This is a genomic window from Streptomyces sp. NPDC021562 (assembly GCF_040640875.1).
Lineage (GTDB): Bacteria > Actinomycetota > Actinomycetes > Streptomycetales > Streptomycetaceae > Streptomyces.
Genome location: NZ_JBFACN010000046.1, coordinates 30,229 through 43,378 on the forward strand (window position 1 = coordinate 30,229; position 13,150 = coordinate 43,378).

Below are 13,150 nucleotides of genomic sequence, written 5' to 3' on the forward strand. Positions count from 1 at the left end.
GGCCGTGTCCTCCGGCTCAGTAGGCTCCCCGCCCGGACACCACCGCGCCCAGTGTGCGGCCGAGGATGACTAGGTCGAGCCTGGCGGAAGGGTGGTCGACGTACTCCAGGTCCAGCCGCACGGCTTCTTCCCAGGGCAGGTCCGACCGACCGGAGACCTGCCAAAGACCCGTTACCCCGGGCTTTACCGCCAGCCTGCGAAGCAGGTCCGGGCCGTAGGCCGCGACCTCTTCGGGCAGTGCCGGCCGGGGGCCCACCATGGACATCTCCCCCCGGAACACGTTGAGCAGCGTCGGTATCTCGTCGATGCTGTAGCGTCGCAGGAATCCACCAACCCGGGTGATCCGCGGATCCCGCCGGATCTTGAAGAGCAGGCCGCCGTCGTTACTGTTCGTGGCCCGGAGTTCGGCCAGCAGTCGGTCCGCATTGACGACCATGGTGCGGAACTTGAAAATCACGAATGTGCGTCCGTTGAGGCCGACGCGTGTCTGCCGGTAGAAAACCGGTCCCGGGCTGTCGGCCTTCACCGCGCAGGCGATCACCAGCATCAGGGGGGCAAACAGGGCCAGCAGCAGACCGGCCACGAACCGGTCAGCCAAGGGCTTCAGCACCGGCCAGACCCGCCCGACGTCACCCGGCGCCGCGACCTGGGCGGAATCCCGATCCCGCCTGTCACTCCCCACGCCCCGACGGTAGACGAGGGCCTCGGTGGGCAATGCTTCGCCACGCAGCCGCACCTCGACGGCGAGCATCTCGTGGTGGATCTCCGCCAGAGCGTGCGCCAGCACACTCACGACTACGGCGGGCGATCTGCTCGGCAGCGGTTCCTTGCGGGTGGGGCGTGGCATCCGGTGCTTCGGCGGCAGCCGGTCTTTGCCAGTGACGGCGGTGTACAGCTCGGTGCACAGCTGTGCCGCCCGCAGCACATCGATCCGGCACTCCTCACGCCGGGCGACGGCCTGCGGTGTACGCCGCTCCGCCCAGCCGCGGCGATCGAAGCAGGTGTCGACGCGGTGTGCGATGTCGTCGAGCAGGTGCGGCAGCTCCCCGCGCAGTTGCCGAGCCGTCGTGTCGTGGGTGTTCACGTTCCAGCTCTCGCGCGCGAGTTCGGCGGCCAGAGTCACATCCGGAACGAGCGCACCGATATCGCAGACATCCGAGGCGAGGGTTCTCTGTGCCAGGTCTAGCAGAGCCGGGCCGGCGCCGGCCGCCGCGAATTCGCGCGCCGACATGGCTTGGACAGCCGCCAGCTGGTCGGCCGGCAGGGCGATTGGTGGGTAGGCGGCCCGGGGAGCCCGGGCTGACGACGGCCGGTGCAGCGGCCAGAAGCGACCGTCCTCCTGTCGGAGCGAGCGGGTACCGGTCCAGAAAGCGTGCCGGGAGAACCCGGGCACGTTGCGTTCCAGAACCGCGTCGATCTCGCTGCTGCGTGGCGGCCGGTACCACGAGCCCGAGCCTGTCTGCACCGTCAACCACTCGCAGAACCGCGCCACGTCCTCGAACCGCAAGCCGACGGCCGGCTCGTCGTCCTGGCCAAACGGGTACACCCGGTCGTCCCAGTGGTCGGGAACCAGGCACTCGCCGTCCTCGGGCCGGGTGTCCAGAAAGTACTGGTACTCAAGCCATGTGACGGGCAGGCCGACGAAGCTGTTCCGGCCGATCGCGATGTCCTGGGCGGCCCGCAGCCGCAGCCGCGCCTGCGCGGCGACGCGCCGGCTGGCCGGGTTTGCCCGCGCGTCGGCGGGGCTCATCAGCCGTGCCACCGCATCCCTGCTCGCCTCGGCGACCTGCTGGGACTCCGCGATGCACTGCGCGGCCAGCGCGAGCATAGCCGGGTCGTCCGTCCGGTCCAGACAGGCGTCGACGATCGCGGTGGCGTCCGACATGGCGCAGTACAGGTGGACCGTCTCGCGCCACCAGGGCTGGTCGAGACATACAAGCAGCTGTTCCTGGAGCTGCTCCTCGCGGATGTGCTCGGCTGCCAGATACTCCTGCAGTGTCAGGTGGGCGAAGGCGTAGACGCCGTGCTCTTTCTCCACCAGTAGGCCCGATGAGCCTTCGACGCTCCGCAGGAAGTCGGAGGGCTCTACCGCGTCCGCCACCCGCGCAAGGCCGGGCCTGATCACCTGGACCGCCTCCGCGGCGGGCAACTCGGCCAACCCACGGCACATCATCGTGTGGGCGAGGGAGCGCAGCACCGCCCGTTTACGCCGGCCCGGCATGTCGATGGTCACGCCCCGCGCTTCGTGGCGCTTGCCGAGGAAGACCTCGCAGATCTCCGCGTAGAGTTCGGTGCGGCTGCCCGGCAGAGCGCCCCGGTAGTGGTGGACGTTGGCCACCATGGTCAGCAGCAGCGGGTTCGCCGTCAGTTCGTACAGGCCCGGGTTCTCGTCCAGCCGCGACAGCAGCTCCGCGGCGCCGACCTGGGCGGCCAGCCGTGAGGAGTCGTTGTCCGCCCCGTGGGAGCGGATCGCGACGGCCCGGTACCACTGCTCGGCGAACAGCGTGATCTGACGGGTCGACAAAGGCTGGACCTCCACCACAGTCGCCCCCGTGAGCGGTCGACTGCGATAGCCGAACGGGCGGCTCGTGAGCACGAACTGGTTTCCCGACCAGGCCGCGGACTGTTCCTCGATCCAGCCAGCGACGGAGATACGCACGGCGTCGTTGGGCAGCTCGTCCAGTCCGTCCAGCAGGAGCAGCACGTTCCCGGCGCGCAGGTTGGACTCCACCCACGAGGGCGGCTCCCGCTGTTCGAGTTGGGCAAGGCAGCGCCGCAGCAGGTCGGGCAGTGTCCCTGTCTCCTCAGCGAACCAGCGCTGATGCTCACGGAGGTTCACCAGCAGCGGGATCATGCCCGGCAGGCCGGTTGACCGCGCCTCCCGGCCACCCGTGGCAAGGTGGAAGGCCACGTGCCGCAGCAGAGTGGTCTTGCCCGAACCCGGCGGCCCGATGACGGACAGCACCGTCCCCTCCCGCCGGGCCCGCCGCAGCCAATACCACACGGACTGCTCACCCCCAGCGGCGTCCGCCGCGTGCTGACGCACCGGGTCGGGCGTCAGCACATGGACCGGGGTCGGCACCAGCGAGAGTGAGACCAGGACGTCCTGCATCTCAAGCGTGTACTCCCCCGCGGTCGACAAACCCTTCACGTCCATGTAGCGGGTGCTGGCCCGAACGTACTTGAGCAGTTGCCGGGTGTAGGGGGACAGCCTGCGGCGGGTCCACAGGTCGAGGGAGTCAGCGGCACGCTTGACCCACCGCTCCCGCAAGTCACGCACCACCGCACCGACGAAGGCGGCACCGGCAACGACCGCCTCGTAGAGCAGCAGCAGACAGAAGGCGAGCAGGGGATGCTCCCGCAACTGCGCAGACCGGCCGACGGCAGCGGCGGGAATCCCGACCGATACCAGGACCAGCAGACCCCCCTGCCACAACTTACGCAGCCATGCCGAATCGCCGCCCATGCGTCCCCCACCCCCGCGCCACCTGAATGGCGCCCATGGTCCCGCCGAGACCACCCCGGCGCAGCCATTTGCAGAAATCAGCGGCCCGCTTCGAAACGGCGGTAACCCGTACCCCACTTCTTCCCAGACGCGACCGGCCATCACCGCGCTGACATCATCCATGGGCGGCCAGCGGCGCGGGAACAGCCGGAAATGGGGGCGGCTCAGTCCACGCTGTGGACGAGCCCCAAGTCGTCGTCGAGGTGGAGGCGGTGGCGGCCGAAGCGCACCGGCCGGGTGGGGTCGTCGGCTGACCGCGGGAGCAGGACGAGGTCGGCGAGGAGGGCGTGGGTGCGCCAGGCGGCAGGGGTGGGGAGGTGTCCGCTGCGGTCGGCAACCCAGGCGGCGGGAACGGGCAGCGTGTGCTGGAGGATCGTGCGGACCTGTACGGTGGTCGGCTTGTGCTGCTCGGGCAGCGGCTGGGTGCCAGCCGCGTCCAGGGCGAGGCAGCCGCCGGGCGTGCGGTGGACGGGAAGGAGGCGGCGGGGCATGGTGCCCAGGCGGGTGGCGGCCTCTCGGGGGTGGAGGTTTTGGCGGTGCAGGTCGGACAGCGAGAGCGTGTCGTGCCAGACAGGGACGAGGTGGAGTGTGCTGTGGTGTTCCTCGGTGCGGGTCCGGGCCTGGTGGAGGGTGTGGCTGCGGCGCAGGGCGGCGTCGGCGCGGGCGAGTTCGCCGGCGTCGCCGTGCACGCTCTCCACCAGGTCCTGCACGTCGTCGGGCAGGGTGAGCAGCTGCTCGGGCCGGCGGGTGAGGCAGGTGGCGGTGGCGAGCGGCAGGAACGGGGAGTCCAGGGGGCGCCAGGCGGGCGGCAGGAGGGTGCGGCCGCGGTGGTCGGTGGGTTCAAGGACGATCAGGCAGGGGTGTTCGGGCAGCCAGTCGGGCCTGGGGATGTGACTGAAACGCCACAGGCGGCCCAGGCGCTGCAGGAGGGTGTGCATCGGGGCCAGGTCGCTGACCATGACGTCGACGTCGATATCCAGGCTCATGTCCAGAAGGCTGGTGGTGACGATCACCAGGCGCTCGGGGCGCTCACCGTGCGAGGACAGGGCGGTGCGGATGCGGCGCGTGCGGGATTCGCGCCGGTGGCCAGGCAGGCGGGCGTGCAGCAGGAGCAGCTGACCGTCGGGGCCGCCGTCCGGCCACGTGAGGGCAGTGCGCAGGTGCTCGTAGGTGGCCTGCGCATCAGCCGTGGTGGCGCAGTAGACGGCCGCGCAGCCGCCCCATTGGGCGACGGGGGCGATCTCCCGGGTAATGCGGTCCAGGCGTTCTTCCCGGGCAGGGGTGTTCTCAGGGTCGGTGCAGGAGGGGTGGCGCACCGAGTGGAGGCGGATGCCGGCGCGGCGCCGGTGCCGGTCAGCGTGGGCGGCGGCCGCGGCAGGGTCGATGCGGGTGAGTGAGGCGTCGCGGGCCGCGGCGTAGAGCCAGCCGGGATAGGAGGGCCGGCAGTCCAGGTGTGCTGTTGCCGCATGGGGATGGCCGGCACCGTCGAGGTAGCTGCGCACGAGTTCGTCGGCGACGTGGGCGGGCAGCGTCGCGGACAGCAGCACCACCGGGCAGCCGAGCGCGCCCAGCCAGTTAAGCAGCCGTGACAGCATCCGCCGCATGAACGGGGGCAGGGCGTGGACCTCGTCGACGATGACGGTCCGCCCGGAGAGGGCCAGCATGCGCAGGGCGCTGAAGCGGACTGGGAGAGCGGCCATGAGGGCCTGGTCGTGGGTGGCGACGGTGAACTGGGCCAGCAGTGCCCTGTCCCAGCCGCGCAGCCAGCCGTCCGGGACCGTCACCCGCTCCTCGGGCCGCTCCCCCGCCACCGGTTCGTCGCCATCGTCACCGCCGGGCCAGTAGGCATCGCTCGTCGAGGGTTCATGGGCGGCGAGGCGGTGATCGTTGTAGACGGTGTTGAGGTATGAGTGGCTGTGGACCAGGGAGACAGGGGCGTGCTCGGGCCGGTGGGCGGCTACGTAGGCCTCGAGGACGTCGTAGGCGGCGTCTGTGGTGGCCGTGGTCGGCAGCAGCCACAGGATGCCGGCCGTGTCGCCGGTGGCGTTGAAGAGCCGCGCGGCTTCCAGTGCGGCGACGGTCTTGCCGCCGCCGGTGGCGTCGGTGACCACAAGGATGCCGGGTCCCTTCTCCCCCGCCACAGTCGCGAGTTGCCTGATCACCGAGGCCTGCAGGTCGTTGGGTTTGTCCAGGCCACCGTGGGCCTGGGTGAAGGGTGTTGCCGGCAGGACGACGCGGTCCAGTCCGGACTCCTCGAACAGGGCGGGGGCGTCCCGGACGGCCTGGGCGTAGTGTTCGCCGGCGCCGAAAGCGGGCGCCTGGGCCTTGGGCAGCCAGTAATGCCCCTGGCTGGCCAGCCGGTCCGCGATGATGCCGACTCCGGTGATCAGAACGGCCGCCTGCACCGTCACGTCCGTGGGCACTGCGGTGGCGCCGGTCAGATGGCGCACCAGGGCGAAGTAGCGGCGGCGCAGGTCCTGCCAGGCCGGTCCGCCCAGTGTGAGGTTGACGCGGGCGGTCTTGGCCGCGCCGTCGATGTCGACCTGCAGGAACCGGCCGTGGTGCCCGCCCAGGATCTGCGCCACCAGCACACCGGGGCTGTCGGACGTGTCCACCGGGAAGCCTGCCTCTGCCAGCAGGTGCAGCACGCTGTGCATGGTCGCCCGTTCGTGCGGCATGCTCCGCCAGTTACGGGTGTCCGAGCGCAGGGCGTCGCTTATTCGGGCCCAGGGATGCGCCTCCTGCTCCTGGAAAGCGGAGAGTTTGCCCAGATCGTGCAGGCCGGCGAAGAACATCACCAGGCAGCGTGCCTCGGCCAGGGTCACTCCCAGACCGGACGCGATCAGCCGACGCTGACCGCGGGTCAGATACCGGTCCCAGACCACACCGGCGACAGCCGCACCATCCAGCAGATGAAACAGCAGCGGATACACCGCTCGCTGCCCGCGGTCGTATTTGCCCCACGGCGTCAGATCGATCCCGCCGTGCCGGGCATCCTCCCGCACTCCCACCGACCACTCCCGCCCTATGTCAACAGCCCCGCAAGTAAGGGTGTTGCTGCCCAGCATGCCGCATGCTGATCAACTCGCGCGGCGGCAGTCCCCAACAGAGGGTGGGTATAGCCTGGACTTGGGTCCGCTGGTTTCCTCGTCTCGCGAGGGTCCGTCTCTGCTGGTCATCACGGGCCGCTCCGGGCCTTGCCTCCCCACGCACGTGGGGGTCTCTCACGGGAGCTCTATCGCACCGACTGGATGCATCCATTCTCCCTACACGCGTGGGGGGCGGTCTTCGTAGGCGAAAATCCGCTTTCACCTGTTCCGACGGCCTTGCCGTTCTGACGGCTGCTGGTGTTCGTGAGCCACCCGCGCCCGGTGTTGTTGAAGAGCCTCTGGGCACCGCCCGTGCACGTCGCTAGTGCTCTGACCACGTAGGTTCGCCGGGTTGGGTGTCCGAGCGGTGGGATGAGCGGTGACGTCCGATCTGACCGCTGGGGGTGTGGTGGCTGAGCCTGTCCGTGTGCGCAGGTTGACTGACCAGGAGGGGCAGAAGCTGCAGCAGATCGTGCGCCGGGGCAGCACCAGTGCGGTGCGTTACCGGCGCGCGATGATGTTGCTGGCCTCGGCTGGCGGGAACCGGGTGCCGGTGATCGCGAAGTTGGTTCAGGCCGACGAGGACACGGTCCGGGACGTGATCCACCGGTTCAACGAGATCGGTCTGGCCTGCTTGGACCCTCGGTGGGCGGGAGGCCGTCCCCGCCTTCTCAGTCCTGACGACGAGGACTTCGTCGTCCATACGGCCACCACCCGCCCGACCAAGCTCGGGCAGCCCTTCACCCGCTGGTCCCTCCGCAAACTCGCCGCCTACCTGCGCCGCGTACACGGCCGTGTGATCCGGATCGGCCGCGAGGCGTTACGGTGCCTGCTCGCCCGCCGCGGCGTCACCTTCCAGCGCACCAAGACCTGGAAGGAATCCCCCGACCCCGAGCGCGACGCCAAGCTCGACCGGATCGAGCACGTGCTGGAGCACTTCCCGGACCGCGTGTTCGCGTTCGACGAGTTCGGCCCGCTCGGCATCAGGCCCACCGCCGGGTCGTGCTGGGCCGAACAGGGTCGGCCCGAGCGGCATCCCGCGACCTATCACCGTACTCACGGGGTGCGCTACTTTCACGGTTGCTACTCGGTCGGCGACGACACGCTCTGGGGCGGCAACCGGCGCAAGAAAGGGGCCGCGAACACCCTGACCGCGCTGAGGTCAATCCGGGCGGCCCGGCCGGACGGCGCCCCGATCTACGTCATCCTGGACAATCTGTCCGCCCACAAGGGCGAGACCATCCGGCGCTGGGCGAAGAAGAACCGGGTCGAGCTGTGCTTCACCCCGACCTACGCGTCCTGGGCCAACCCGATCGAGGCCCACTTCGGACCGCTGCGGCAGTTCACCATCGCCAACTCCAACCACCGCAACCACACCGCGCAGACCCGAGCCCTCCACGCCTACCTCCGCTGGCGCAACACGAACACCCGCCACCCCGACGTGCTGGCCGCCCAACGCCGCGAACGCGCCCGTCTCCGCAGCGAGAAGGGCATCCGCTGGGGCGGCCGAAGCCAGGCAGCCGCTGCCTAAACTGCCCGCACTTCCCGGCGACCACGCACTACGGTGGGATACATGTCCGAGCCCTCCGCGCGGGATTTCTACGACGATTTGGCCCACGACTACCACCTGATGTTCCGGGACTGGGACGCAAGCATGGCCTACCAGGCCGAGGTATTGGGCGGGCTCATCCGCCAATCTCTCGGCGCGGGACCACACACTGTCCTGGACTGCTCGTGCGGGATCGGCACCCAGGCCATCGGGCTGGCCCGGGCCGGGCACCAAGTCGTCGGCAGCGACCTGAGCCCGGTCGCCGCCGCGCGCGCCGCCGCCGAAGCGGCGGCCCGTGGCAGCCGGCTTCCGGCCGCTGCGGCTGACATGCGCCAACTGCCTTTCAAAGAGACGTCATTCGACGTCGTCCTCTGCGCGGACAACTCGCTCACGCACCTACTCTCCGTGCAACATCTCCGGACGGCACTCCTCGGCATGAGACGGGTACTCCGAGACGACGGACTGCTGGTGATCACCGTCCGGGCCTATGACGAGACGCGCCAGACCAGACCCACGTCGACACCTCCCCAGGTGTCGCAAACACGCGACGGCCAAGCGATCACCTTCCAGCTGTGGCACTGGCACGAAGACGGCGAACGCTACGACCTGGAGCACTTCCAGCTCATCCCCGCCAAGAACACCTGGCAGGTCCGAGTCCGCCGGACCACCCACTGGGCGCTGACGCCCCCGCAGCTGACAGAGTTCGTGACTGAAGCTGGCTTCACCCAAATCGCCTGGCACAGTCCGGCCTCCAGCGGGTACTACCAGCCCGTGCTCACCGCACAGCGCGCTCCCTCAGCGCAGCAGCTCAGACATCGGCTCCACTCTGCCTAACGTTCCGTTCATCCAAGGCAAACCGGTGAACGTTGCCGGTCACAGCACTAGAGGATGCCGGCTTCCATGGCGCGGTCGCGCAGGGTCCGCAGGTTGGTGCGGGCGCCGTGCTCGTCTTCGACGTGCCATTCGTTCATGCCCTGGCAGGTCTTGGTACCGCGGGCGATGGCGCCGGCTTCGTCGGCCCGGCCGTAGGGGGTTCCTCCGGTCGCGGTGAGGATGATGCCGCCGTCTTCGTCGATCGTGGCCCAGTGGTCGGTGGAGCGGTAGGTGAGCACGATCCGTGTGCCGGCGGTGAGGACCTGGGCGTCGATCATCCTGGCGACGTCGGTGCGGCGGCCTCCGCCCGCGGTCCTGCGCCGGGGCGCGCTTGGACGGGTGCGGCCGGCCGGTTCGTCGAGTCCGTTGGGTGGGGGCGGCAGGCTGACGGGCAGGCCGAGGCGTGCGGGGTTCCAGATGTGTTCGAACAGGCTCAGGTAGAGCTCTTGCCGGGTGGTGATGACCGAGGTCATGGTCTCTGCGGGCCCGAAGGAGCGGAGGGTCTTGTCGAGGTGGTGTGTCTTGATGAAGTCGCGCAGCAGCGGGTTCCGGCGGTCGTAGCCGGGGGCGATGATGCCCAGCAGGACGTTGCTGCGGGCGTAGAGGGCGGCTTTGTCGTGGAGGGGGAGGTCGTTGATGCTGGAGTTCTCGCGGCCCATGAGCAGGCCGAGGCCGCCGAGTTGGTTGCGCAGGCTGCGGAAGACGACCTCGTTGCTGCGTCCCTCCTCCACGCGGTGGGGATGGTTCGCCCACAGATGCTCGATGTGGAACCGGTCCCGGTCGAGGTAGGCGAGCACGTCGTGGGGTCGTCTGCAGGCTTCTTCCACGTAGGCGGTGGCCCGGGCTAGCAGGTAGCGGATTTGGTGGGCGTTGTTGCCCCGCAGCCCCAGAGTGACTGCGTCGCCCATCGAGGCCGGATCGTGCGCGACGAGGCCGCCCAGTGCGGCGGCGACGTCGGTAGTGGTGCGGCAGGTGCGCAGAAGGGGCACGAGGGTGGTGTGGACCAGGGTGTCGGCGTCGGCGGACTGGACGGGGAGGTCCTGCAGGACCCGCAGGGCGTACCAGCGGTCCAGGTAGGCGGCGACGAGGCGGCCTTTGTCCTTGGCGTCGGAGGGCTGGTCGTCGGGGCGGATGGCGGCGAGGACGGCGACCGCCTGGACGCCGAGGCCGTTGCGTTCGTTGTAGAGCACCGTCTCCAGGCGGTCTTCGTCCTTCTTGAGCGCGCGGCCGGCAGCGAGGACGGGCCGGTAGAGCCTGGCCGACTTCAGCAGGTTCTGGACGAAACGCAGGAAGTTTTCGGGACGTTCGGGGACCAGACCGAGGTGGCCGGCGTTCTGGCGGACCCACACGTTGAGGTTGGTGGCGATCTGCCGGCGGTCCTCGCTGTGGTTCTCGCGGGCGCAGCGGGCCAGGAGGTAGGCCTTGATGAAACGGGCTGCCGCTGTTGGGTCTTCGCGGTCGGTGGTCAGCTCGCGGAGCATCTCGTGCCACTGGGTGTTGAGCTGATCCTCGCCTGATCCGACATGGGACAGGAGGTGGCTCTTGAGGAGGTCGACGGCGGTGAGTCGGGCGCCGCGGTCGTTCATCGTCTCGAACATGCGGTAGCCGTGATCCGCGCCGGCCGCGCGGATCCCGACCAGGACCACCCGGTCGAGCAGCCACTCGGTGAACCGGTGGAGTCTTTCCGCGTCGAGTTCTTCCACGAGCTGGGATTCGATCTGCTGGCTGCGGGCCCACAGGTTGCGTCGGGAGAGGGAGTCTCCCGGGCCGGTCTCGTACTTTCGGCCCTGGCTGACCGCGCGCAGGACCGGGTCGTGGTCGGTGATGCCGACCGAGAACTGGTCCCCGTCGATCGTGATCACACGGTTGAGCCGGTCGACCGCCCGGTGGTAGCCGGCTTCCTGTGCCCACAGCCGCAGCTGCAGGAAGATCAGGTGCAGGGTGACGAATCGCTGCTGGCCGTCGACGAGGTAGCGTCGTTTCTTCGACGGCTCGTAGTAGACAAACGGGCCGAGGAAATACTGTGGTGCGGTGTTCGGACGGCGCAGATAGGCGGGATCCGCCGACCAGTTCCGAAACGAGTCGCACAAGTCCCGCAGCAGGGTACGGACTTCTTCCTCACCCCAGGTGTAGTCCCGCTGGTAGTAGTCGATCTCATAGGTCGCGTCACGGAACAGTTCGTTCAGGCTGAAGCCCTGGGACCTGATCTCGTCCGGACCCATGCCACCACCCCCACCCGCTCGGCGTAACCTCCCCCATGTTGCCAAGCGTGCTCATTGCCGTACAGACAGCGTGCGTATGCCAGTCCGTCCTCCAGCACCGCCCTCGGCTCCTGCCCCGCGGCGGCGAACAGCAGGTCCGCATCGGTCACTGTGGTGCCGCCGCTCCCGCCGAAGGCATCGCCCGTATGCCTTCCTCGGGCATTCGTCCTACCGGTTTCGTTCGTACCAAGCGGCTCATCGATTCACCAATACCGCACCCATACGCCCGCGCCACCAGACAGTTCAGATGCCCACCCGCGCGGCCCCCTGCCGCTCCCGTGTCATCTCGCCCAGCACTCGGGCCTTTGCAGATCAAGCCCCCACACCCGGACCGCCCCGCCAACAGACCGGCGCCTACACAGTCATCGGCTGCGGCCAGGGCCCCGGCATCACGAGGGCACGCCCCCCTCTTCGCCTGCAGCCTCTCCAGGTACCACAGACTCTGCCAGCAGCCTCTGGCTCCCCACGACTATAATCGTCACCCAAAACAGCTCGCGCAAAGTGAGTAAGAGGCAACCTGGTAGCCTTCAAAGACGCAGGTCCTGCAGGGTCTTCCCCACCCGCGTGGGGGTCTTTCCGGCACCTTCTCCTGGGGGGACGGCCTGGCGATGTCTTCCCCACCCGCGTGGGGGTCTTTCCATGGCGTTCGCGGCCGGAGCGAACGGCCTGGTGTCTTCGCCGCGCGTGGGGGTGTTTCCGGCCGGTGGACGTGGTCGCGGTGGATACATGGGCTTTGCCCACGCTCGCGTGGGGGTGTGGCCGCCAGGGACTGCCCGCTTCCCCGCGCACGTGGGGGTCTGTCCAGCGCCGGATGTGGCAGCGCAAGCAGGAGCGACCTTCCCCACACACGTGGGGGTCCGTCCAGCTCCGCGGTATCGCTGGGCCGCGACTGACGAATTTCCTAACTCGCACGGGATCCATCCCCCCGTTACCGTCTTCATCGGCTCCGCAATGGGGCCTCCGGCCTTCGGGTCCGGCATGACTTCCCCCTCCTGTTGTTCATGATCCGGGGGTGGTGTCACCGGGTCCGGAGGCATCGACGGACCGCTGATGAGGGGCTTGAGCACCGCTTCGCTCAGGCCGGAAGAGCTCTCCGTAACGTGGATGTGGCAGCTCGGTGCCTGGCAAGGCCGGACGAGAGCGTGGTGGAGGGGCCTGCACGTGATCGACACCGGCGACATCGACGTCTTCCTCGGCCTGGACGTCGGCAAGGACGAACACCACGCCACCGCCGTCACCCCGGCCGGCAAGAAGACGTTCGACAAGCGCCTGCCCAACCCCGAACCCAAGCTCCGCGAACTGTTCGCGAAACTCCAGGCCAAGCACGGAACGGTGCTGGTCGTCGTCGACCAGCCGGCCTCAATCGGCGCCCTGCCACTGGCGGTGGCGAGGGACATGGGCTGCCCGGTCGCCTACCTGCCCGGCCTATGTCTCAATGAGGGATGCTCCACAGCTTGCCCCCCATGGCCGTCTCACTCCAGCGCGTGGGAGATTCTCAACTCATGTAACAAGGATTCTCATCCCATGTCACGCAATTGACTCTGCAAGCAGCAGCGATGCGTGACATCCAGATGAGAATCCTTGGTTACACCAGAACGAGACATCGCAGTGCCGCCCGCAGGAGCCGCAGCCGAGGCCGCCTTCCGCGCGTCCGGACGGCGCGACATCGGCCTGGACGTGACCGCCGGGTGCGCTACAGCGGCAGGGGCGGAGCGGAGTGCGGTGTTCGCGGGCTCCGCAGCCGGGCCTGCAGGGCTGGTGCGGGCCTGGGCCGGTCCGGCGGCCGATGGCGCAGGAGCAGCCGGAACGGCAGGCCTGTCGGGGATCACCGTGTCCTCAGGGGGCACCGGAGCGCCTGCGGGGTAGAGCTGGG

4 protein-coding genes and 3 pseudogenes are annotated in these 13,150 nt (G+C 69.0%); 3 read left to right on the top strand and 4 right to left on the bottom strand.

Features of this window, described 5'->3' with window-relative positions:
* Positions 1–16: 16 nt before the first annotated feature.
* The 3 genes and pseudogenes from AB0G52_RS39210 to cas3 all read right to left on the bottom strand — a co-directional run.
* Positions 17–610: pseudogene (locus tag AB0G52_RS39210) on the bottom strand (sugar transferase); the annotation flags it as partial.
* A gap of 1,881 nt (positions 611–2,491) precedes the next feature.
* Positions 2,492–3,628: pseudogene (locus AB0G52_RS39215) on the bottom strand (NACHT domain-containing protein); the annotation flags it as partial.
* 41 nt (positions 3,629–3,669) lie between these two features.
* Entirely contained in the window at positions 3,670–6,516 is a 2,847-nt protein-coding gene (gene cas3 / locus AB0G52_RS39220; protein WP_361343810.1) for a CRISPR-associated helicase Cas3', read from the bottom strand.
* 487 nt (positions 6,517–7,003) lie between these two features.
* Between cas3 and AB0G52_RS39225 the strand changes: the two genes are divergently transcribed.
* Positions 7,004–8,125: an IS630 family transposase gene (locus AB0G52_RS39225; protein ID WP_361343813.1), complete on the top strand. Its 1,122-nt coding sequence runs from the start codon at positions 7,004–7,006 to the stop codon at positions 8,123–8,125.
* 42 nt (positions 8,126–8,167) lie between these two features.
* Positions 8,168–8,977 (top strand): class I SAM-dependent methyltransferase, encoded by an 810-nt coding sequence (locus AB0G52_RS39230; protein WP_361343816.1) that lies wholly within the window; start codon positions 8,168–8,170, stop codon positions 8,975–8,977.
* A gap of 47 nt (positions 8,978–9,024) precedes the next feature.
* On the opposite strand, the gene AB0G52_RS39235 is transcribed toward AB0G52_RS39230, so the two are convergent.
* The gene (locus tag AB0G52_RS39235; RefSeq protein WP_361343819.1) at positions 9,025–11,238 is read right to left on the bottom strand and encodes a DUF262 domain-containing protein; all 2,214 of its coding nucleotides are present in this window, start codon (positions 11,236–11,238) and stop codon (positions 9,025–9,027) included.
* Between the two features lie 1,203 nt (positions 11,239–12,441).
* Between AB0G52_RS39235 and AB0G52_RS39240 the strand changes: the two are divergent.
* Positions 12,442–12,711 (top strand): annotated as a pseudogene (locus AB0G52_RS39240) (transposase); the annotation flags it as partial.
* Positions 12,712–13,150 lie beyond the last annotated feature (439 nt).